We start from the raw sequence: 22,037 nt of genomic DNA, 5'->3' as shown, positions 1-22,037 counted from the left end.
CTCGCAAGCAAATTATTTGCTACGGGCTGATCAGACTTTGTCTATCTTCTAGTTTATCACACTTTAAAACAGGGAGGCTATATATTTTACCTATCAAGGAGATAAATAAAAACTATCTCAAACCTAAGTCCTCATAGGTTTTTCTATAGCCGATTTGTTTAACAGCACCATTCTCCACCAAAATTGGACGTTTCAATAACATGCCATCACTCGCTAGAAGCTTGGCTACTTCTTGTTTTGACAAACTTCCCACCTTATCTTTCAAGCCCAGTTCACGGTATTTGATCCCGCTAGTATTGAAAAATTGTTTCACTTCAAAACCAGAAGTTTCCAACCAGTTCAAAATCACGTCTTCACTTGGGGTTTCTTCTACGATGTGGATATTTTGGTATTCCAGTCCAAGTTTATCCAATTCATTTTTTGCTTTCTTACAAGTTGAACATTTTGGGTATTCGATAAATTCTAACATCTTCTTTTCTTTCTATTTTTTATTTTCTTGAAATGCTACACCTTCATGTTGCAAGAGCCAGGCTTTCTTTTCGACTCCAGATGCATAGCCTGTCAGACGATTGCCTGATCCCAGCACACGGTGGCAGGGTACGAGGATGGACCAAGGATTACGCCCCACTGCTCCGCCAATCGCTTGGGCAGAAGCCACTTGCAGGTCTTGAGCTATTTGTCCGTAAGTTACTGTTTGACCATAAGGAATGTCCTGTAAGTAAGCCCAGACTCGCTTTTCAAAATCTGTTCCAATGGGAGCCAAGGGTAAGTCAGATAGATCCTGAACACTGCCTTCGAAATAGGTATCTAAATAGGAAATAACTTGCTCTAATACAGGATGGCTAGCAACTTCTTCTATCGTTTCGTCTCCTAATCCCCTTTCAAAATGAGTTTGGCCCTGTACCCAAATTCCATACAGATATTGCTCGTCAGCAACTAAGGATAAGGTTCCAATTGGCGACGGGTAGAGCATTTTTGCGTACTTTTTCTGCTTCATTTTTTTAATTTCTGATAGGCCAAACGTTCCCCATCAACTGGAACTTTTCCGACCTGCTGAAATCCTAGCTTTTCAAAAATATGCTGCATGGCCTTGTTTTCTTCATGTGTATCTGAACGAAAATCTAGATAATCAAAACCTTCAATCAAGCCTTCTAGGAAAGTCTGAGCAACACCTTGTCCTTGGACATCTGCTGCCACAGCGATACGGTGAAAGACCAGATATTCTGACTCTCCCCCCTGCCAACTTCCTTCATAAATGGCTTCATAGGCTTCCTCTGGGCTCTTGGTCACAGCAGCATAGGCTAGCAGTTCTCCTTCTTCCAAGGAAACATAGGCTTGGCCTGAGATGATATCGTCAATAATGATGTCAGCATTTGGATAGCCATTTTGCCACTGGTCGCTACCAGACTCAGCTAAGCACTTTTTAGCATCCTCCATCACCTGCATAATTGCATCTACTTCGTTTGGAAAAGCTAAACGAATCTCCATCTTTTCTCCTCATTTCTAACTATTTTCTCTCATCATAGCATAATTTAAAGCTTTCTACAAGCAGTTGAAACTTGACTTTTGTTTTTTATTATTTTATAATCTAGTTATTAAAACTAGATAAAAAGGAGTTGGAAATGAATTCTAACTTTTCCTACCCAAAATGGGAAGACATCCCAAACATTGACCTCTATCTGGATCAGGTTTTGCTTTATGTCAATCAAGTCTGCGCCCCCATCTCTCCAGATAAAGAAAAGGGCCTGACCGCATCTATGGTCAATAACTATGTCAAACATGGTTACCTGACAAAGCCTGACAAGAAGAAATACCAACGCAAACAGATTGCTCGTTTGATTGCCATCACCACTCTCAAGTCTGTCTTTTCGATCCAAGAAATCGCTCAAACACTTAATACTCTACAAACTCAAGCGAACTCAGACCAGCTCTACGATGCTTTTGTGGACTACATGAATCATGGGATTGATCCAGAAAATCCTATTATCCAAACTAGCTGTCAAACGGTTAAACTCTATCATCAAACTCTAGACTTAATCCTTATCAAAGAAGAGGAGGAAATCCAATGAATACCAGCTTAAAACTCAGTAAAAAACTCAGTTTTGGAGAAGAAATCGCCAATAGTGTGACCCATGCTGTGGGTGCAGTTATCATGCTCATCTTACTCCCCATTTCATCCACCTATAGTTACGAAGCACATGGGTTTTTATCATCTTTTGGTGTTTCTATCTTTGTTATCAGTCTATTTCTCATGTTCCTTTCGTCAACCATTTACCATTCTATGGCCTATGGTTCGACCCACAAATACGTTTTGCGAATCATCGATCACTCTATGATTTATGTGGCCATAGCGGGCTCTTATACACCAGTCGTATTAACTTTGATGAATAACTGGTTTGGCTATCTGATTATTGCCATTCAGTGGGGAACGACCATCTTTGGCATCCTCTATAAAATCTTTGCTAAAAAGGTCAATGAGAAATTCAGCCTTGCTCTTTATTTGATCATGGGCTGGTTGGTTCTGGCTATCATTCCAGCCATTATCAGTCAAACAACGCCAATTTTCTGGAGTCTCATGGTAACTGGTGGACTCTGTTATACAGTTGGAGCTGGATTTTACGCTAAGAAAAAACCTTATTTCCACATGATTTGGCATCTCTTTATCCTAGCAGCATCTGCACTTCAGTACATCGCTATTGTTTATTACATGTAAAAAAGTTGAGAATCTTTTCTCAACTTTTTTCTTTACACATATTGATAAAATACTGGTGCAAGCGAGCATCATCTGTTAACTCAGGATGAAAAGAGGTTACCAGCATATTTTTTTCTTGCGCAGCAACGATTTGATCATCAGCTGTTGCTAGAATTTCTACACCCTCTCCAACACTGCTGATAATCGGTCCACGGATAAAGGTCATGGGAATCTGACCAACTCCCTTACATTCTGCTTCTGTATAAAAACTTCCTAGTTGGCGCCCATAGGCGTTGCGCTCAACTACTATGTCCATAGTCGCTAGATGACTTTCTTCCTGAGAAATGATTTCCTTAGCCAGCAAAATTAAGCCCGCACAAGTTCCAAAGACTGGTAGTCCAGAAAGAATGGCTTCTCGGACGGGAATCAACATCTGCTGGTCACGCAAGAGCTTGCTCATTGTTGTAGACTCACCGCCAGGTAATATCAAACCGGACAAGTCACTCTGATGGTGTTGAAAATCCTCTAAATTTCTGATTTCGACACTAGCAACACCTAACTTTTCTAGCACTTTTGCATGCTCTTCAAAGGCGCCTTGCAAGGCCAATATTCCAATTTTCATCTATTTTCCTCGCTCAGCCATGAGAATTTGGATTTCATTCTCATTGATTCCAACCATGGCTTCCCCTAGGTCTTCAGAGATTTGAGCCAAAATTTGAGGATTTTGGTAGTTGGTTACGGCTTTAACAATAGCACTTGCTCGTTTAACAGGGTCTCCTGATTTGAAAATACCTGAACCGACAAAGACACCCTCTGCTCCCAATTGCATCATCAGCGCAGCATCTGCTGGTGTTGCCACACCTCCGGCTGCGAAGTTGACAACTGGTAATTTTCCATGTTGGTGGACGTATTGGACTAATTCAACAGGGACTTGCAAGTCCTTGGCAGCCACATAGAGCTCATCTTCACGGAGGTTTTGAATGCGGCGAATTTCTTGATTCATCATACGCATATGGCGAACGGCTTGGACGACATCTCCTGTACCCGGTTCTCCTTTTGTCCGAATCATGGAAGCTCCCTCAGCGATACGACGCAAGGCTTCACCCAAATCCTTAGCTCCACAGACAAAAGGAACTTGGAATTCTTTCTTGTCCACATGGAAACGATCGTCTGCTGGAGACAGCACTTCACTCTCATCGATATAGTCAATCTCAATAGCCTCTAAAATCTGAGCTTCAACAAAATGCCCGATTCTGACCTTGGCCATCACTGGAATACTGACCGCTTCTTGGATTTCCTTAATCATCTTTGGATCACTCATACGAGAAACTCCACCAGCTGCACGAATATCAGCTGGAATCCGCTCCAAGGCCATAACAGCTGCCGCACCAGCAGCCTCTGCGATACGAGCCTGTTCAGGGTTCTGAACGTCCATGATAACCCCACCTTTGAGCATCTGTGCCAAGTTTTTATTTAGTTCATAACGATTTTCAGTCATTTCTTAATCCTCATCATTTGTATTGGTAGCTACCATTTCATTTTAAGCCAGATTAGAATGAAGTACAAGATAGAAAAATAATAATTGTCTGGGTACAGATGGATTAAAAAAACTATCTGACCTTAACTTAAGGCCAGATAGCTCAGCTATTGTTATTTTTCAGCTGTAAGTGCAGCCATTGTAATGTAGTTGTATGGTTTGTTAAAATGTGGCAAGAAGAATAGGTCTGTCAAAGCCAATTTATCAATTGTCACATGCTCTTGGATAGCAAGTGAGAACATGTGGATTCCCATACTAATTGCAGCATCATGTGAAACCATTTGTGCACCAAGGATTTCGCGACTGTCTTTATCAAAGACAATCTTGATGGCAACTTCGTGGTTGTCATGCTTCATAAATTCTGGTTTTTGAAGATCGTTAAAGCCAGTTTCAGTTGCATTATAGCCTGCAGCTTTGGCTTTTTCAAGAGTCAAACCAGTTGAAACCATGTGAAGACCATAGATTGAAATACCGTTTGATCCTTGCACACCGATTCCTTCCAATTCATGTCCACAAGCATTGTAAGCACCAACGATACCAGTACGTACAGCGTTAGATGCAAGAGCGATGTAGCTAGTGTCTTTACGAGCATTGTCATAAACAGTCGCACAGTCACCAACAGCGTATACACCTGGGATAGATGTTTCTTGTTTCTTGTCTACAAGGAAGGCACCGTTACGGAAGAGTTCAATCTTACCGTCAGCAAGAGCTGTGTTTGGACGGAAACCAACTGCAAGAACCACCATATCCACATCAAATGTTTCTTTGTCTGTTACCAAGCGTTCAACTTTACCGTCACCTTGGATGGCTTTAACTGTTTGACCAAGCGCCAAGCGGATGTTGTGGTCTTCCAAGTTCTTCGCCATCATTTGGGTAAAGTCTTTGTCATAGTAGCCGTTCAAAACAGTGTCTACGATATCAACAAGCACCACGTCTTTTCCAAGACGTTCGAAAGCTTCAGCCAGCTCAACACCGATGTAACCACCACCAACAACGGCAATGCGCTCAAGGTGTTTGCTCTTGTCAGCAAGTTTTTCGATTACTTCTTCTGCATTTTGGTACAACTTAACAAATTGAACATTTTCAAGAGTCGCTTTGAATTCGCGGTTGCCCTTAACGATTTCTACACCTTCGATTGGAGGCAAGATTGGAGTTGAACCAGTTGCAAAGATTAATTTGTCATAAGACTCTTTGTGCTCTTTTCCTTCAACTTCTGCAGTCACAACTTTGTTATCGTAGTCAATTGAAAGAACTGGTGAGTTCATGTAAATTTTAGCACCTTTTGCTTCCAATTTTTCTTTATCAGAGTAGAAGAGACCTTCTGGGCCATCAATTTGTTTCCCGATCCAAAGCGCCATTCCACAACCAAGGAATGAAATATTTGAGTTTTGGTCAAATACTACGATTTCGTTCTCATGACCAAAGTTATCCAACATCGTATTAATACAAGCTGTACCAGCATGGTTAGCACCAACTACAACAATTTTACTCATAGAAAAATTCCTACCTTTAATTTTTGATTTACTTTTCTAGTATATCATTTACTGTTAGCGTTTACAAGGTATTTGCTCAGAATTCTCTTTTTTTCAGAAAAAATACACTTAATATTAACAAACATTATTTTTCTATCGTTTTCATGCTAATTTTGAGCATATTTCTTGACTTTTTGTCAAAATTCATTTGTGAAAACGCTGACTTTATGATATGCTAGATACATGGAAAGAAAATGTAAGGGGTTTAATTTTTCTTTAACCAACTTATATTAAATGATTTCCTATAAAGAGAAAGGAGCTGGTAGCTTGCCTCTTCATTCACGTTCGGAACGGCTAATGGGAACAACTATCACGATTTCATTAGTAGATGAACAGGCTGATTGCCTACTTCAAGGAGTCTTTGATTTGCTCAAGGAGCTCGAATACCGCTTCAACGCCAATAGTCAAGAATCCGAACTGATGGAAATCAACTACCAGGCTGGAATCGCACCTGTTAAGGTTCATCCTGACCTGTTTGAACTGATTGCTCTTGGACTTAAGCATAGCCTAGCTCCGTCTAGCCATCTAAATATCAGTATTGGTCCCTTGATTCAAACCTGGCGAATCGGATTTGCAGATGCACGGCTTCCAGACTCTAAAGAAATCGAAGCTGTCTTGCCTCTAATTGACCCGCATTTTATCAAGTTGGATCCGACTAACTCTACTGTTTTTTTAAAGAAGAAAGGAATGAAGCTTGATTTAGGTTGTTTAGCCAAGGGCTATAGTGCAGATAAGGTTGCCCAGTATTTGAAAGAACACGGTGTCACCTCTGCACTGATCAATCTCGGAGGAAATATCCTCACCATCGGGGATAACCAAGCCAAAGAAGGGAAAGCCTGGCAGATTGGGATTCAAGATCCGCGAAATCCTCGTGGCAACCATCTCCTAACCATTCCTGCTTCTAACAAATCCGTTGTCACTTCAGGTATCTATGAACGCCACCTGACAGTAGATGGAAAAGACTATCACCATATCTTTGATAGTGAGACAGGATTCCCTGTCGAAACCGATCTTGCTAGCCTAACGATTATCTCTGATAAATCCGTTGATGGTGAGATTTGGACAACCCGCCTATTTGGAGAACGTAGCGCTTCTATCCTCTGGCAAGTCGAAAGTTTAGATGGTATCGAAGCCATTCTCATCGACAAGGAGGGACGCCTTGCATGTTCTTCAGGCCTTCAAAATTGTATTATGTAAAAAGAGAAAGGAAATCTCATGCTAAAACTTATTGCCATTGTTGGAACGAACTCTAAACGTTCTACAAACCGCCAATTGCTCCAATACATGCAAAAACACTTTGCGGATAAAGCTGAAATTGAACTCGTTGAAATCAAGGATATCCCTGTTTTCAACAAACCAGCAGATAAGCAACTTCCAGCTGAAATTCTTGAGATTGCTGCTAAAATTGAAGCATCTGACGGTGTGATTATCGGTACTCCTGAGTACGACCACTCTATCCCTGCAGTTTTGATGAGCGCTCTTGCTTGGCTATCTTACGGTATCTACCCACTTTTGAACAAACCAATCATGATCACTGGTGCTTCCTATGGTACACTTGGTTCATCTCGTGCCCAATTGCAACTTCGTCAAATCTTGAATGCTCCTGAAATCAAGGCAAATGTTCTTCCAGATGAATTCTTGCTCTCACACTCTCTTCAAGCATTTAACCCAAGTGGTGACTTGGTTGACCTTGATGTCATCAAAAAATTGGATGCCATCTTTGATGACTTCCGTATCTTTGTGAAGATTACTGAAAAATTGCGCAATGCACAAGAATTGCTTCGCAAAGATGCAGAAGAATTTGACTGGGAAAATTTGTAAGATAGGAGACCGAAAGAATGAAATTTGTTGGACTTGTTGGATCAAACTACGATCAATCATATAACCGCAAACTCTTGGAATTTATCCGTCGTAATTTCAAATTCAAATTTGAATTAGAAGTTCTTGAAATTGACGAAGTTCCAATGTTTAACCAAGACGAAAAATGGGACGAAAGCTTCCAATTGCGTTTCTTGTATAACAAGATTACACGTGCTGATGGTGTCATTATCGCTACTCCTGAGCACAACCACACTATCTCAGCTTCACTCAAATCTGTACTCGAATGGCTTTCATACGAAGTTCATCCATTTGAAAACAAGCCTGTTATGATTGTGGGTGCATCATACTATGACCAAGGAACATCACGTGCCCAAGTTCACCTTCGTAAAATCCTTGACGCTCCAGGTGTTAATGCCTACACGCTTCCAGGTAATGAATTCCTTCTTGGTAAAGCTAAGGAAGCTTTTGATAACGACGGAAATATCACTAATGAAGGAACTGTTAAATTCCTTGAAACTTGCTTAGATAACTTTGTAAAATACGTAGGAGTCGTTTCAAAATTGAAAAAACCAAAACCAATTGAACCAGAAGACTTGGATTGTGGAAAACCAATCGCTACAACCATTACAGAAGTTGATCCTGACGATCCAGAATGGGTAGAAAAAGTTGCTGCAATCACTGGAGCTGTTTCTGGTGATACCTATGTCAAATTGGACCACGGTATCTTGACGGTTAACCAAATTGATATGTTCTTGAAAGCTATGCCATTTGAATTGACATACGCTGATGACAACAACCAATTCCTCTACTACAACAACGCTCACCAAGATCCAGACACCATGTTTGCCAAACGTGTACCACCTCAATCAGGTAACCGTATGTCGACTGTTCACAATTCTCTTCCACCAGCACGTATGAAGAATGTAGAGTGGGTTATCGGAACACTTCGTAACGGAAACCAAGAATACGTCCGTACGATCGTTCCAGGTTCTCCTGCAGGCGTCATCAATACTCACAACTACCAAGCGATGTACTATCCTGACGGATCATACGCTGGTATCAATGAAATTGTCTTTAACTTCCAACCATGGCTTGACTGGTACCTAAAAGAAACGGGTCAACGTTTGGTAGGTGGTAGCGGACCATTTGCTCCTGCTGCTGGAGGTCATGGAGACGCTGATGCTACTTCTGGCGCTTCTGATTCAGGTGATGCTGGAGGCCACGGTGGTGGCGCAGACGCTACTTCTGGTGCAAGCAACTAAGAAACCAAAAAGGAGCCATTTGGCTCCTTTTGTTATTACAACAGAAAAAGGGCTTGTAAATCATCTACAGCCCCCTTTCATTTTATGAGTTAGGATCATCTAAACTGCGACCGTGTAAACCTTTTTCACGTTGCACTTGGCGTAGTTTTTCTGGTGTGACGTCATTTCCCTCTTCATCAACAATCTTAATTCCTTCAATATGGTGACGAACAGCACGACGATAGCCTTCGATGTATTCCTCACGAAGTTTAGCTTGTTCTACTTTTTCAGCAGAAGTTAAGCCTTCTGTTTTTTTCTTTTTAGCGAGCTCGTTGATACGAGCGATTTTTTTTGAATCCATGTTTATCTCCTTTGTAAAAAGATACAGTTCGTTTAATAGAGAGTCTACTTGGTATTGATTTGGTTAAAGCGTGCAAGTTTAGCTGCTTTCTTGGTTAATTGCGACAAAACAGCCAATCGATTTTGACGAATATCTTGATCATCGGTCATTACCATAGTATTCTCAAAGAAAGCATCAATAACTGGACTAAGCGCAAAGAGTTGTTCTAATTGCTGACTTGCAGTCCCTGATAAAACGAGTGATTCTACTGCTTCCGCCAAGGCTTTCTCTTCTTCATTTTCAAAGAGAGCAGGATCAACTGTTTCAGATCCTTCTGCTTTCTCAGCCAAGTTGAAAGCACGTGAAAGAGATTCTACAGACGGTTTGAAGTTTTCTTCCTTGCTTGCTTCGACGAGAGCACTTGCTGCTTCCAACATATCCGCCACGACAAAGTTCGAACTTGCAAGGACCGCTTCCTTAATGTCTTTTGGAGTAGAACCCATCATCTTATCAACACGAGCCTTGATAAAGTCCATGACCTCTGCTTTATTTCCATAAGTCAAGCTGTCAAATTTCAAAGCATAAAGGCTATCAATCAACTCATCCATAGCAATGTGCCAACCAAAAGCATCCAAGATACGAACTACACCTTGCGTTGCACGACGAAGGGCATAAGGATCGTTAGAACCTGATGGAATCAAGCCTACTGAGAAGAAACTCAAAATCGTATCCAATTTGTCTGCAATGGCTAGAATGGCTCCAATCTTGCTCTCTGGGAGAGCTCCGTCCGCTGATGTAGGCATGTAGTGTTCACGAATGGCAGCCGCAACTGCTGGAGCTTCCCTAGCAAGAAGGGCATATTTCTCACCCATAATTCCTTGGAGTTCATCAAACTCACCAACCATCCCTGTCAACAAGTCAAACTTATAAATGGATGCTGCGCGGGCAAGATCAATCGTTTCATCCACTGATAAACCAGCTTTTTCCGCTAAAAGGACGGCAATCTGACCTGTACGAATCATGTGTTCACGAAGGGAACCAATCTTTTCATGGAAGGTCACCTGGTTCAATTTTTCAACAAGATCTGAAATGACCAATTTTTGGTCTTCACGCCAGAAGAATTCTCCGTCTTCCAAGCGGGCAACTAAAACTTTTTCGTTACCCTTGATGACATTTTCCAAATACTCTGCATTTCCATTACGAACAGAAATGAAGTTTGGCAAGAGTTTACCATCCTGATCACGAACAACAAAGTAACGTTGGTGTTCCTTCATCGAAGTCACCAAGACTTCTTCTGGAACTTCAAGGTATTTAGCATCAAAACTTCCCATAAAGGCAGTTGGGTATTCAACCAAGTTCAAGACTTCGTTCAGCAAGTCCGCATCAATTTCGATACGTACACTATGTTTTGCCTCGATTTCTTTGATTTGGTCAACAATCATTTGCTCACGTTCACGAGGATCCACGATTACAAACTGTGCACGAAGGTCTTCTTCATAGCTCAATGCTGACTGAATCTTGGTTTCTTGTCCCAAGAAACGATGACCACGGCCCACACGACCACCCTTAATATCAAGGAAATCCAAATCAAATTCTTGCTCGTCCAAGAGAACTGTCAAAGTGTGTACAGGGCGGATGTATTCAAAAGTGTTGTTAGCCCAGTGCATGCTGACAGGGAAAGTCATTGACTTCAAGACATCCACAACACCTGGAACAATAGATTCAACTGGTTGACCCACTTCTTCCTTGGTAACATAGACATATTCTTCACCCTTGATTTCACGGAATTCAATATCTTCAACCGTCAGGCCTTTCCCACGGACAAATCCTTGAGCTGCTTTGGTGAAGTTTCCATCACCATCCAAGGCAATTTTCTTTGCTGGCCCCTTGAAATCTTCTGTCAAATCAGACTGTTTGTCTGCAAGCCCAGTCACACGAACAGCCAAACGACGTGGTGTTGAGAAGGTTTGAATGGCTTCAAAGGACAGGCGGTTTTCCTTGAGGAAGGCTGCCATTTTTTCACCTAGTTGTTTTTCACTTGGAGTTACTACGTAGGCTGGTAACTCTTCAAGACCGAGTTCTACTAATAAGTTTTTTGTCATGTTTTTTCTCCGAAAAGTATCTTTTTATTTTCCAGTTTGCCTTATGTGATTGGCACGCAAGCAACCAACTTCGTTGTTTCATTGCTAAAATTGGAGCCGAAAGTCTCCAATTTTGCCTAGTATCCTTAGCTTCACCAAGGATACCTTCATCACTACGGCAACTGGCTCAAGGCTCACTCTGTTCGCCCATTTTCGTAAACTGTCACTCTCTTTATTCTGCGTCTTCAGCTAAGAGTTTAGCTCGTGTTGCTTCATCCAAAAGTGGGTATCCTAGGCGTTTGCGTTCTGCGACAAAGGTTTTGGCTACGACACGGGCTAAGTTACGGATACGAGCGATATAGCCTGCACGCTCGGTTACAGATACGGCACCACGCGCGTCAAGCAGATTAAAGGTGTGTGAACATTTGAGAACATAGTCATAGGCAGGGTGAACTAAGCCTTCTTCCAAGGCACGACCAGCTTCTTTTTCGAACTTATCAAAGTTTTCAAGCAACATTTCTTGGTCCGAAATTTCAAACGAATATTTTGAATGCTCGTACTCAGGCTGAATAAAGATTTCTCCGTATTTTACACCATCAGCCCACTCGATATCATAAACAGAGTCTACTTCTTGGATGTAAGAAGCCAAGCGCTCCAAGCCATAGGTAACTTCCGCAGTCACAGGACCAGTTGCCAATCCACCAACTTGTTGGAAATAGGTGAACTGAGTGATTTCCATACCATCAAGCCAAACTTCCCATCCAAGACCAGCTGAACCAGTAGAAGGGTTTTCCCAGTTGTCCTCAACGAAACGAATATCGTGCTCCAAAGGATTGATTCCCAATTTTTCCAAAGACTCAAGGTAAAGCTCTTGGATATTTGATGGAGAAGGCTTCATAACCACTTGGAATTGGTGGTGTTGGTAAAGACGGTTAGGGTTTTCTCCGTAACGACCGTCAGCAGGACGACGTGATGGCTCCACATAAGCCGCATTCCATGGCTCAGGACCGATAGCACGAAGGAAGGTGTAAGGACTCATTGTACCTGCACCTTTTTCATTGTCATAAGCCTGCATAAGCATACAACCTTGGTCATTCCAAAATTGTTGCAAAGTCAAAATAATTTCTTGAAATGTTAATTTCTTAGACATTGAATACTCCTTAATAAAAAATGATTTTTTGCGACACGAGTCTGCCTTGTCGATTATACGAGGCAAGACGAGTTAGTACTGCGTCTAGCTCAGGCACTCTAGTGCTGAGCGTGGGGCAGTCCGACTGTAAGGAGGTCTCTGCCACTGACGCAGTGGAAAGTCAATTTTTTAGACATTGTTTACTCCTTTTTCTATAAATTACTTGCGACACGAGTCTGCCTAGTCAATCATACTAGACAAGAATGAATTACTAATTTCAAAGAAACTGTTGAAATTTTTTTACGCTAATTAATAAAAATTTCTTTAATTATAACTATGTACGAAAAGAAAAATCAAATATTTGCGGATAATCCATAATTATATCATCAGTATCTCCACAAAATTTAGTAAAAACTTCAACAAATCTTTCGAACGAGTCTTGTGAAAACAATTCTTCAAATTTTACTTGTGTTGGTAGAGTGCTTTGATAATTTTTACTACTAAAACCATTAACAAAATTTTTCAAGTCCATATATCTAATATAACTATCTTTATCTATTATTTTTCTTCTCACATAATCATCAAATCTTGAATCTATTCTGGAAGATTTTCTAATTGTGATATTTTCACCATCACTCGTATGATCGATTCTAAATTTTTTTTCTAAATTATTCTCTAAATAAACTAGTGTTTTTTCTTTTAATTTTTGTACTCCTTTATGGTAAATTAACACCACATTTTCAATAGAATAATAATCTAGTTTAAATAAATTTTCATGTTCAAAACTATCATCAAAATCTCCATCCACAATACCTATCACTCCACTTGTAGCTCTTTTAACTAACTTACGGACCTCAATACAATCTAACTTTTCCATGCTAACCATCGAACTTGGAGACACATAATATCTATAGAATTCTGGATCTTCAGCATAAATAACAATAGAATTTGTACTTAACTCATTCTCTATTTCCGGATCAATAATCGTATCTAAGCTAATATCTATATTTGAATCTTTTCTCATTATAGTTCAACCCTATTAAATCCTAATTCTTTACACGCCTTAAATATATATGGTGCATGAGTAGCGATTATCAATGTTTTATTAGCCTTCTTTAATATATTACTCATATCAAGCATTAATTTACTTTGATTTTTTATTGAAAGAGATATTTCCGGTTCATCAATCAAAATAATCTTCTCATCACTAAAAATACAATTAGCTAGTAGGGTAATTAATCGTTGTTCTCCAGATGATAAAAAACTCAACTCAATTTCATCCCCGTTTTTCTTTGCAATTAAACTAGAGTAATTTTCCATATTCACTTCTAGTTTAATGTTAGAGTATCTAGCCAAAAAGTCATTAAGTAACGCTAATCTTTCTATATAATATGCGATATCTTTGATATATTCTGTGGCCTCAGCATCATAAGAACACTTTAATTTATAATTAGCACAATTTTGTTTGGCAATTAAAAGCTCTTGTGTCATAAGAGATTCCGCGGCTTTAAACTCACTCAATTCAGGAGAAATATATTTTGAATTTTTATTTTGAAATAAAGGTTCAGAGAAGAAATTTTCATTTAGAGACTCACTGATTTCACTTCTAAAACTATTTTTAAATTTATAATTATCAAAATTCCAACTGATATACTCTAAGATATCTTTAGATAGATTAATCAATTCCATATCAAATTCAACATCAATATCTATATTTCTAACAGACCTTTCAATTTCTCGTAATAAATGTGTAATCCCATTTATTAACATGCTGATTTCCTGATATAGATTCCTTCTAGTTCCTCTTTCTAATATTCTCTCTAATCTCCTGCTATATCCAACAAATTTTGAAATTGGAAAAAAAGGCACAAATCTATTTTGGTTAATAATTTCAGAGAATACAATACACAAATCTTTAAATGCATCTGAATGATCATTAATAAAATTATCATATAAGTTATCAGCTAATTTATTTTCTCTATTCTCGCCATCAAATATGCTCAATATTGATTCATTATTAATTTTTATATATTCTAAATTATTTTTTTCTAATAATTCTAAAACACTTGAACTTATTTTCTTTAAATTTGCAATTGAACTTAATGTTCTTAATATTCTAGTTTTTCCAACACCATTATCACCATAAAGGACTGAAAACCCTTCAATAGAAAGGTTAATTTCTTTTGGATTATCTAAAAATTTATATGTTATATCCATTCTATATCTCCGTAAACACGAAAAAGAACCGTGTCTTTACTCCTAAGTCTGTGACCTAGGGGCGTCAGAAACGCGGTTCCACCCTAATTTATTACTTCATTGTTTTTTAAAATACGACAGAAAGCGCCAGTTTCTTACCTTGTCCTACTTGGCTCCCACTATCCCAAGCTCGCTTGAAGAACGCCATAAGACTTTCTTTCCTAGCTAGTATTATAGCAGATTTCCTAGCTAGTGTAAACCAAAAATGAGTCTGAAAACAAAGTTTCAGACTCATTTATCAGTAAAGCTTCAGAAACTCCTGTTTAAGGATGTCTTCTTGCTTTTGGTTTTTTGCCATGCAGATTTCTCTTGGCTTGTTTCAAGACTGTAATGGCATCTTTGACATCTTCTTGGCTCGCTCCTGGATCATTAAGGAGTTCCTGAGCTTCTTTAAAGGCTAAAAGATAAGCTGCTTTTTCTTTCTTGTCTGCATAGATAAATCTCGCATTCTTTTCTTGGAAAAGGCGTTCATCCTTGACCAGTTTCTTCAGACTAGAGAAGTCAGTAGCTTTGCCATTCAGTTTACTTTTAGCTGTTGCAAGGGCAATGAGAGATTGGTCAATTTGATCCTGTTTGACTTTAGGATCCACAGCAAGTAAGGCGATTTCTTGGAAGGCACGATCATAAGCTCTACGTACTTTTTCCTTGGCATTAGCATATCGTCCCGTTTTAGTCGTTGCATAGTAAGCTTTCATAGCTTCTTTCAAGGCTGCCACGTTCGAATCTTTTCCATCCAAATCCTTACCAGCAGCTTCAAGACTAGCGAGAACTCCATCAATCAATTCTTGTTTCAACTTGCTTGACAAGGCTGACTGTGCCACTTGGAAAGCTTGGTCATAAGCTCTTCTCTTATCTGCACTACTATTAAAGTAACGAGATGTTTCTACCAGTTCTTTTTGTTGATTTACCGCAGCAATCAAGGCCAACTTAGACACGACAGATAGGCGCAAAGCATTATTTCGACCTGGATGAACGAGCAAGGAAACGAGATCTTCAAGGAGTTCATATCCAGTCGGTAAGCCGATCTCTACAGTATAACGACCTATAGCAACTTTCTTGCCGAAGGCGTATTGACCATATTTTTCAGCAGGAAGAGCGATCCTTGTACCATCTTCTCCTTTCAGAACCACTGTAGTCGTCTTTGGAACGGCTTGATTGAAAGAAACAGATACCGGAGCATACTCTAGGAGATTTGCTAGGAAGGTAATGGTTTGGAAACTATTTTCTTCCGTCAGGTCAAACTCTTGGGACAAGGCACTGATAAACTTCAATTCTGTTCGGTCATAACTGAAAATTTCTGCCGTATAATGACCAAACTGTAAGAAATGAATCGCTTTTGACTTGTCGACATCGACATATTGTCCCTTGCTATTTTTGATTCGATAGACGTATAGGGTATCAATATCTTGGTTTGTTTTCGCATCCTTCAAGGCGATTTTCACTCGACCACTATTTTGATCGCGCACAAGTTCAGCAAGCGAGATATAGTCTACATTCCCTGCATAGTCCTCTACAAGATAGTAAATATTAGCCTTGTCAACATCCTTAGGAAGTGTATAACTACCATAAGCATTGGCCTTAATCAGATGGGTGTTCTCAAGCGCACGCGTTCCAGACTGGTCTTTCCCAGTTAGAACCATGGTCCCTTTCTGGTCAAATGGTGTGAGGTAGAAGACTTTTTCTGAAAGGATACCGCCTTGACCCACATCTTTTGGTTTGCGAGCTACGAATTCTTGGTTTCCATCTTTAAAGCGAATATAACCACTTGTGATGACAGGTTTTTGAGTATCAATTTGAATTTTAAAGGTCGTGTATTGTTCTTTGGCTCCTGGAACGTCTGGTGTGTAACTAATAACATAGTCATATAAACCATCCGCAACAGTATTGCCATCAAAATCCTGACCTCTCCAAGCAGTATTATCTAGAATATAACTCTTCAGATTTCTACTGTCACCATCAAAATAGTTCTTACGGAGATCCTTTGCATCGCCCTCCCAAATAGGATGTTCATGCTTGGTATCCGTAGCAGCATAAACTGTAGCCCGAAGATTTACAAGATTTCTCAAAGCAACCGTTTTGTATTCAACCAGATCTTTGTTTCCATCATCGTTTGGAGAAATAGCAATACGGACATTCCCTTTTTCGTCCAACTGAAGAACATGCTTACCTTCAGCATTTTGTTCGATCCCAAGAACAGTAATTCGGCGTCCTTGGCGTTGACCTTGAGAAACTAGAAGGTCATTTTGCAAGGTTGCGAGATAGGTGGCATCATTAGAGTAGTTAACGGCAGGATTTTCCTTGTCTACTTCCGTGTAAAATCCATTTTTCCCTTCTCGAATAAGGTTGTAAATTGGTTTTTCGACAGCGGGGAGATTTTGGAATTCACCTCGGAAGCCCATAAATGCAAGACTCACAATATCCCCATCATCTGCCGGATCTACAAAGCGAACAAAACCTTCAAGGAAATAGCCATTTGGCATTTGTTTGCTGAGTTCAGCAGCAAATTTTCGAGCATCCACTTTTACAGTGACTGTTTGACTGCTGTGGGCTTTGACCGTCACTTCAGGCCAGACTGTCTCCGTTAGTTTTCGAGGTCGAAGGGTGAATTTTCCATCTTGGACCTCGTCTGTATTGGTATTCACTACCATCTTGAGAGTACGGTCAGTATCTGAAATGTTGTGTACAGTGACCTTAAAAGTAAATTGGTCTCCAACATTTCCTAAAGTTACACTTGGATAACCATTTTCACCCGTTACATAGAGGTCTGTTGACACTGCAGCAGCTGTATCCACAATACCAGAACCTTGCTGACGAGGAGAGGTATAAGTGCCTGTGTCCTTATGAACATGTGGTTTTGCAGTTGACATAATCAAGGCCTTGACAGTCTCTGATACTTGCTCAGGAGTCAATTCTGGATGGTGTTTTTGGAGGTATTCTTTAACCAGAACTGCAACACCCGTAACATGAGGAGCCGCCATACTGGTTCCGCTGATACTACCATAGGTATTGTCGTTAAAGGATGAGTAGATATTGCCACCAGGAGCTGTCACATCCGGTTTCAATTGTCCATCGGTGGTCACTCCCCAACTTGAAAAGTCAGATAGCTGATTGGCTACATCAGATGGGCGATTATCCATCTTACCATTAAAAACAATCTTGTAGTTTCCTGATTTTAAGGCTTCACCATACTGTTTAGAAATAAATACAGAAGGAATTTTCTTTGCTTCATCATCAATAGACATATTGATGTTTGCACCTTCTACATTATTGTAGATCAATGCACCAACTGCACCGTGTTTTCGTGCATTTTTGATCTTCTCTGAAAAGTTCATAGCTCCTCGCTGAATGAGGGCAAGTTTCCCAGTTAAATCCAACTTCGCAAAGTCTTCTTCACGACCTAACCCTGCTTCGACGTATTCGTACTCTTTTCCTTTTTCAAAATCCTTATCTGCCTCAGGTTGATTATAATCAAATTTGCCGTTATGAAGGCCGGCATTTCCCTCTAGACCTTTAACTTCAAAAACGGCTGTTGTCAATGTTTTATTGTTGACAGAAGCAACTGAAATTGAGTCTTCAACAGTGGATGGATTTCCAACCAAGCCATAGTCTGGGTTTTCGGCTAGCGGTTTTGAATAACCATTTCCGAATGTATTGCTATTTCCTGCTGAGATAAGAACAGAAACTCCCTTGGCACGAGCCCGTTTGATGGCATCCACAATATCAGAACCAGCATCCACCATAGAACCTGTGCTAGATCCCAAACTCATATTAATGGCATCTGCTCCCAAGGCAACTGCGTCATCAATCGCCTTTACATAAAGGGCAGAACTGGTCGTTTTTTGGCGGTCTGAAAAGACACGCATAAACATAACTTGAGCTTCTGGCGCCACACCATAGACCTTTTCACCATTTGGTGCTTCTTTATCAGGGTTTCCAGCAGCAATCCCTGTTACGTGCATCCCATGAGAAGTTCTTTCTGCTTCTTTGATCTTATCCGTTCCGTCAAAGTAGTCATAGGCATAGACAACCTTATCGCTATACCATTTACCGTAATCGATTCCAGCAGCCTTTTTAGCTGCTTCGATGGCTTCCTTGTTTTTAAATTTTGCTTTTGACGGATCCGAAATTCGAAGAACCTCATGATTCAAATCAAGCCCTGAGTCAATAATGGCAACAACGGTCCCTGTCCCCTTGTAACCAGCCTTCCAAGTTTTCGGTACTGTGATGATATCATTACTTGAAATACTATTGGGTTTTGCAGATTCAGCATTTTGTTTTTCCTTTTCAGTAGTTGCTGTCTCGCCAGTAGTTTTCGGAGCTGTCGTTACTTGAGCCTCTTTTTCCTCCAAGTCAGAAGCCTTCTCAGTAGCAGGCGCTGGACTGGTATCTACTGTTGTTTCTTTCTGAACGATACCTTGATTTTCTTCTTTTGCAACTGCGCTATCTTTTCCTGATTCTTGAGATTCGACAGTTTTATCAACTGGGGCTTCTACCCTAGCATCTTGTTTACTAGCATCCTCTTTAGAAGTTTCAGCTTCTTGTTTCTCTCCAACTACTGGAGCTATCCCATTAGCGGTAGTTAAGTCAGTCGCAGAGTTTGAGTGTTTATCATCTTTTAACTCTGTCTTGATTTCCTGAGTTTGAGCTTGATTTTCACCTGTACTCTGCTCATTGGCATTAACTTGACTTGCTCCAAAAACCAAAGCAGTCCCCAGCAAAACTGAAGCAAGACCAAATTTGTATTTCCGTAATGAAAAACGTTGTCGTCTATCCATAAATAATCTCCTTTTTCTTTAAAGTATACCCATTATAACGCAAATAATCAAAAATTTTCATAAAAATCTGAATTGTCACAAAAATGTAATATTTGCGTATGTAATGTTCTTATTTAGTTTTATTGTTCGTGTTATTTGCTCTATCAAAGCAACATCTTTTAGATTTATTCATTTATTTCAATTTATAAAACTATTTTATTATACAAACAATCTAGACTTTTATACACAAAAAGACTAGGATTAAAAATTCCTAGTCTTCATCATTTCGATATAAATAGATTTCACAAACTAAAAATCCATCTCATCCACACGTGGTGCACCAGAAGTCACTGAAATTGTCTTTAAGACTTCTCGCTCGTCTTTGCTGAGTTCAATTCCAAAACAATCAAGATTGCTCTGGATACGAGAGGCTGTCACTGACTTAGGTAGAGGTAAAAAACCTTCTGCCAAACTCCAAGCCAAGGCAATTTGAGCCACTGATTTCCCATACTTAGCAGCAATTTCTTGGACTTCTTTCTGTTCAAACAACTCCCCTTGCCCAAAAGGCCCCCAAGCCTCTAGGAGAATTCCTTTCTCTCTACAGTAGTCAACCACTTCCTCTTGATAAACTCCTGGTGCCAAGCGTACCTGATTGACCGCCGGAATGACTCTTACTGTCTCAAGCAAAACATCCAAATGATGGGGAAGGAAATTACTAACGCCGATAGCACGGATTTTGCCTTCTTTGTAAAGATCCTCCATCGCTCGCCAGACTTCAGCATTGCGAATTTTCCATTCGTCATTTTCTCTTAGTGGTTTTGGATTTGGCCAATGAATAAGGTACAAATCTAGATAATCCAATCCCAGTTTTTCCATTGATTCTTCAAATGCATGGCGAGTTTCATCATAGCTGTGAATGGTATTCCAAAGTTTAGTCGTTACAAAGATTTCTTGTCGTGGAATACCGCTATCTCGTATAGCACGACCAACACTTTCCTCATTTTTATAGATAGCTGCAGTATCGATATGACGATAACCAGCCTTTAAAGCTTCTAAAACAGCTTGGTAGGCCACCTCTCCATTTTCAGCTTTCCATGTTCCAAATCCTAGAACAGGAATTGAAACTCCATTATTAAGGGTATATGATTTCATCCTTTTTCCTTTCTATGTGAAGAAAATCTAAAGAAACAAAATCCTGATTATCAGGACACTTGCTCCTTTAGATTTTAACAATTATTGATCACGGTCGTAATAGATCTCGTGAGCCTTCAAACGAGAATTGAGCAATTCGGGAACAGTTACAAATGTATAACCCTCACCCTTTAAATACTCAATGACACTTGGTAGAGAATTAACAGAAGGACCATGGATATCATGCATGAGAATGATAGAACCATTACGAACTTGGTGTTGAATTTCTGTCAAAATAGCAGCTTCATTCTTACTCTTCCAGTCTAAACTATCCACATCCCACATGATAAAACTCAAGTCAAGGCTATTTCGAATATCATCAGTGATGGCACCATAAGGTGGGCGCATCAGTTTAGAGCTTGATCCTAAAACTTGAGTTAACAAATCTTCTGTATCAGTGATTTGCTTTTTAGCATCTTCGAGAGATAATTTAGAAAGGACAGGATGATCCCAGCTATGATTTCCCACAACATGACCTTCCGATTTCATTCGTTTCAGAAGATCTTCATTTCCTGCTATGTTTTTTCCAAGTACAAAGAAGGTTGCCTTTACACCGTACTTAGCCAAGGTATCCAAAGCTTGTGGAGTTGTAGTCGGATTTGGACCATCATCAAAGGTCAAGGCTACAACCTTTTTATTTTTCTTAGCAAAGTAAGATTGGTAGAGTTCCGCATCCTTTTCTAACAGATAAGAGGACTCAATGACATCAAAGAAACTGGATATTGGTAAAGCAATTTCCTCAACAGCCTCTCCAGAATTAGCAGGATAAAGGATGATTTGACTATCTTTATAATCAAAACTCCAAGATGCCAAATCCTGATCTGTGAAGCTCTTTATAACTTGATCAATTTTTGCCTGGTCAAGTTTCTTATCTTCTAGAGTTGATTTGATTTGACTCAGTAAGAGTTCCTTAGCCTTGCTTGCATCTTTGAAGAGTTTACTGAGGTCAAAAGCTTTCCCATCTTCTGTCAAGAAAATTTTCCCTAAGGAAGTCTTTTCTTTTTCTTCAACCTTTGCTGCAGACAAATCGTAGACTTGCTTACTGATATTACGAGCAACAACTCCCTTAAGGACAGGATCCAGCTGCTCAGTATAATAAAAGACCAGATCCTCTTTATCTTCTATATTTTCTTTGATATCTTGGTTGATTTTTTCTCTAATAGACGCAATGACCTCCTCTCCTTGCAGAGGGTAGTAGGCAATCACCTCAGCTTGCCCTTTTCGGAAATGGTCCTTCTGACTACCTGAGTTGAATTGCTGGTCCTTTTCGCTTTTTAACGCTTCAATTTTTTGTTCATAAGATTGCTTTTGTAGAACCTTGTAGCCAATGGCACTTCCCAAAAGAATCATAGCGATTCCTAAGATTCCAACAAAGGAAAGCAATATACTTCTCTTTTTATCGTGAGAAACACGGTTCATATTTTTCTTCATATTTCCATCATATCAAATCAAAGCTATTATTT

Annotated in this window: 19 protein-coding genes; 5 read left to right on the top strand and 14 right to left on the bottom strand. The window is 39.8% G+C overall.

The annotated features are described in order from the left end of the window. Positions 1-112: 112 nt before the first annotated feature. The 3 genes from ATE34_RS02125 to ATE34_RS02115 are packed head-to-tail and all read right to left on the bottom strand — an operon-like array spanning position 113 to position 1,488. The gene (locus ATE34_RS02125) at positions 113-469 is read right to left on the bottom strand and encodes an arsenate reductase family protein (protein WP_061597821.1); all 357 of its coding nucleotides are present in this window, start codon (positions 467-469) and stop codon (positions 113-115) included. 12 nt (positions 470-481) lie between these two features. Then, a complete protein-coding gene (locus ATE34_RS02120; protein WP_061597822.1) occupies positions 482-997 on the bottom strand; it encodes a methylated-DNA--[protein]-cysteine S-methyltransferase in 516 nt (171 codons plus the stop codon). Further along, positions 994-1,488: a GNAT family N-acetyltransferase gene (locus ATE34_RS02115; RefSeq protein ID WP_061597823.1), complete on the bottom strand. Its 495-nt coding sequence runs from the start codon at positions 1,486-1,488 to the stop codon at positions 994-996. The genes ATE34_RS02120 and ATE34_RS02115 overlap by 4 nt, the downstream gene beginning before the upstream one ends. 134 nt (positions 1,489-1,622) lie before the next feature. On the opposite strand from ATE34_RS02115, the gene ATE34_RS02110 reads away from it, so the two are divergent. Both ATE34_RS02110 and trhA read left to right on the top strand, forming a co-directional pair. After that, positions 1,623-2,069: a DUF1836 domain-containing protein gene (locus ATE34_RS02110; protein ID WP_061597824.1), complete on the top strand. Its 447-nt coding sequence runs from the start codon at positions 1,623-1,625 to the stop codon at positions 2,067-2,069. After that, entirely contained in the window at positions 2,066-2,713 is a 648-nt protein-coding gene (gene trhA / locus ATE34_RS02105; protein ID WP_001097972.1) for a PAQR family membrane homeostasis protein TrhA, read from the top strand. The genes ATE34_RS02110 and trhA overlap by 4 nt, the downstream gene beginning before the upstream one ends. A 19-nt stretch (positions 2,714-2,732) precedes the next feature. On the opposite strand, the gene pdxT is transcribed toward trhA, so the two are convergent. From pdxT to nox, 3 genes are all read right to left on the bottom strand, one after another. Further along, the gene (gene pdxT / locus ATE34_RS02100; RefSeq protein WP_084910892.1) at positions 2,733-3,314 is read right to left on the bottom strand and encodes a pyridoxal 5'-phosphate synthase glutaminase subunit PdxT; all 582 of its coding nucleotides are present in this window, start codon (positions 3,312-3,314) and stop codon (positions 2,733-2,735) included. Beyond that, the gene (gene pdxS / locus ATE34_RS02095) at positions 3,315-4,190 is read right to left on the bottom strand and encodes a pyridoxal 5'-phosphate synthase lyase subunit PdxS (protein ID WP_084910890.1); all 876 of its coding nucleotides are present in this window, start codon (positions 4,188-4,190) and stop codon (positions 3,315-3,317) included. A gap of 152 nt (positions 4,191-4,342) precedes the next feature. Continuing rightward, entirely contained in the window at positions 4,343-5,722 is a 1,380-nt protein-coding gene (gene nox / locus ATE34_RS02090) for a H2O-forming NADH oxidase (RefSeq protein ID WP_084851628.1), read from the bottom strand. 306 nt (positions 5,723-6,028) lie between these two features. Between nox and ATE34_RS02085 the strand changes: the two genes are divergently transcribed. From ATE34_RS02085 to ATE34_RS02075, 3 genes are read left to right on the top strand one after another with little or no spacing between them, the layout of a single operon-like run. Further along, the gene (locus ATE34_RS02085; protein ID WP_084911138.1) at positions 6,029-6,958 is read left to right on the top strand and encodes an FAD:protein FMN transferase; all 930 of its coding nucleotides are present in this window, start codon (positions 6,029-6,031) and stop codon (positions 6,956-6,958) included. An 18-nt stretch (positions 6,959-6,976) separates the two neighbouring features. Beyond that, on the top strand, positions 6,977-7,582 hold the full coding sequence (locus ATE34_RS02080) for an NADPH-dependent FMN reductase (protein ID WP_000915933.1): 606 nt from the start codon (positions 6,977-6,979) through the stop codon (positions 7,580-7,582). 17 nt (positions 7,583-7,599) lie between these two features. Further along, positions 7,600-8,844, top strand: coding sequence for an NAD(P)H-dependent oxidoreductase (locus ATE34_RS02075; protein ID WP_000673667.1), 1,245 nt, complete (start codon positions 7,600-7,602; stop codon positions 8,842-8,844). An 82-nt stretch (positions 8,845-8,926) separates the two neighbouring features. On the opposite strand, the gene ATE34_RS02070 is transcribed toward ATE34_RS02075, so the two are convergent. From ATE34_RS02070 to pgdA, 8 genes are all read right to left on the bottom strand, one after another. Then, a complete protein-coding gene (locus tag ATE34_RS02070) occupies positions 8,927-9,184 on the bottom strand; it encodes a DUF896 family protein (RefSeq protein WP_000377481.1) in 258 nt (85 codons plus the stop codon). A gap of 44 nt (positions 9,185-9,228) precedes the next feature. Continuing rightward, complete coding sequence (glyS, locus tag ATE34_RS02065) at positions 9,229-11,265, bottom strand: glycine--tRNA ligase subunit beta (RefSeq protein WP_084910888.1); 2,037 nt, start codon at positions 11,263-11,265, stop codon at positions 9,229-9,231. A 211-nt stretch (positions 11,266-11,476) separates the two neighbouring features. After that, entirely contained in the window at positions 11,477-12,394 is a 918-nt protein-coding gene (gene glyQ, locus ATE34_RS02060) for a glycine--tRNA ligase subunit alpha (RefSeq protein WP_000038733.1), read from the bottom strand. 313 nt (positions 12,395-12,707) lie between these two features. After that, a complete protein-coding gene (locus ATE34_RS02055; RefSeq protein ID WP_061587565.1) occupies positions 12,708-13,397 on the bottom strand; it encodes a hypothetical protein in 690 nt (229 codons plus the stop codon). Continuing rightward, complete coding sequence (locus ATE34_RS02050; RefSeq protein WP_061587564.1) at positions 13,397-14,590, bottom strand: AAA family ATPase; 1,194 nt, start codon at positions 14,588-14,590, stop codon at positions 13,397-13,399. Before ATE34_RS02050 ends, ATE34_RS02055 begins: the two co-directional genes overlap by 1 nt. A gap of 302 nt (positions 14,591-14,892) precedes the next feature. Continuing rightward, the gene (locus tag ATE34_RS02045) at positions 14,893-19,404 is read right to left on the bottom strand and encodes a S8 family serine peptidase (protein ID WP_084910887.1); all 4,512 of its coding nucleotides are present in this window, start codon (positions 19,402-19,404) and stop codon (positions 14,893-14,895) included. A 288-nt stretch (positions 19,405-19,692) separates the two neighbouring features. After that, positions 19,693-20,535 carry an aldo/keto reductase gene (locus ATE34_RS02040; protein WP_084910885.1) on the bottom strand — a complete coding sequence of 281 codons (843 nt, stop codon included), beginning with the start codon at positions 20,533-20,535 and terminating at the stop codon, positions 19,693-19,695. A gap of 81 nt (positions 20,536-20,616) precedes the next feature. Then, the gene (gene pgdA, locus ATE34_RS02035) at positions 20,617-22,005 is read right to left on the bottom strand and encodes a peptidoglycan-N-acetylglucosamine deacetylase PgdA (protein WP_084910883.1); all 1,389 of its coding nucleotides are present in this window, start codon (positions 22,003-22,005) and stop codon (positions 20,617-20,619) included. Positions 22,006-22,037: the final 32 nt, after the last annotated feature.

This window comes from Streptococcus oralis subsp. tigurinus (assembly GCF_002093545.1).
GTDB classification, from domain to species: domain Bacteria; phylum Bacillota; class Bacilli; order Lactobacillales; family Streptococcaceae; genus Streptococcus; species Streptococcus oralis_C.
This window is presented reverse-complemented; position numbering and strand designations above follow the sequence as displayed.

Excerpts from the sequence above, each read along its gene's own strand:
- pgdA (WP_084910883.1), bottom strand. The coding sequence starts at position 22,005 with ATGAAGAAAAATATGAACCGTGTTTCTCACGATAAAAAGAGAAGTATA.
- ATE34_RS02080 (WP_000915933.1), top strand. The coding sequence starts at position 6,977 with ATGCTAAAACTTATTGCCATTGTTGGAACGAACTCTAAACGTTCTACA.
- ATE34_RS02125 (WP_061597821.1), bottom strand. The coding sequence starts at position 469 with ATGTTAGAATTTATCGAATACCCAAAATGTTCAACTTGTAAGAAAGCA.
- ATE34_RS02055 (WP_061587565.1), bottom strand. The coding sequence starts at position 13,397 with ATGAGAAAAGATTCAAATATAGATATTAGCTTAGATACGATTATTGAT.
- glyQ (WP_000038733.1), bottom strand. The coding sequence starts at position 12,394 with ATGTCTAAGAAATTAACATTTCAAGAAATTATTTTGACTTTGCAACAA.
- ATE34_RS02050 (WP_061587564.1), bottom strand. The coding sequence starts at position 14,590 with ATGGATATAACATATAAATTTTTAGATAATCCAAAAGAAATTAACCTT.
- ATE34_RS02070 (WP_000377481.1), bottom strand. The coding sequence starts at position 9,184 with ATGGATTCAAAAAAAATCGCTCGTATCAACGAGCTCGCTAAAAAGAAA.
- ATE34_RS02120 (WP_061597822.1), bottom strand. The coding sequence starts at position 997 with ATGAAGCAGAAAAAGTACGCAAAAATGCTCTACCCGTCGCCAATTGGA.
- ATE34_RS02045 (WP_084910887.1), bottom strand. The coding sequence starts at position 19,404 with ATGGATAGACGACAACGTTTTTCATTACGGAAATACAAATTTGGTCTT.
- ATE34_RS02110 (WP_061597824.1), top strand. The coding sequence starts at position 1,623 with ATGAATTCTAACTTTTCCTACCCAAAATGGGAAGACATCCCAAACATT.
- ATE34_RS02040 (WP_084910885.1), bottom strand. The coding sequence starts at position 20,535 with ATGAAATCATATACCCTTAATAATGGAGTTTCAATTCCTGTTCTAGGA.
- nox (WP_084851628.1), bottom strand. The coding sequence starts at position 5,722 with ATGAGTAAAATTGTTGTAGTTGGTGCTAACCATGCTGGTACAGCTTGT.
- pdxS (WP_084910890.1), bottom strand. The coding sequence starts at position 4,190 with ATGACTGAAAATCGTTATGAACTAAATAAAAACTTGGCACAGATGCTC.
- pdxT (WP_084910892.1), bottom strand. The coding sequence starts at position 3,314 with ATGAAAATTGGAATATTGGCCTTGCAAGGCGCCTTTGAAGAGCATGCA.
- ATE34_RS02075 (WP_000673667.1), top strand. The coding sequence starts at position 7,600 with ATGAAATTTGTTGGACTTGTTGGATCAAACTACGATCAATCATATAAC.
- trhA (WP_001097972.1), top strand. The coding sequence starts at position 2,066 with ATGAATACCAGCTTAAAACTCAGTAAAAAACTCAGTTTTGGAGAAGAA.
- ATE34_RS02115 (WP_061597823.1), bottom strand. The coding sequence starts at position 1,488 with ATGGAGATTCGTTTAGCTTTTCCAAACGAAGTAGATGCAATTATGCAG.
- glyS (WP_084910888.1), bottom strand. The coding sequence starts at position 11,265 with ATGACAAAAAACTTATTAGTAGAACTCGGTCTTGAAGAGTTACCAGCC.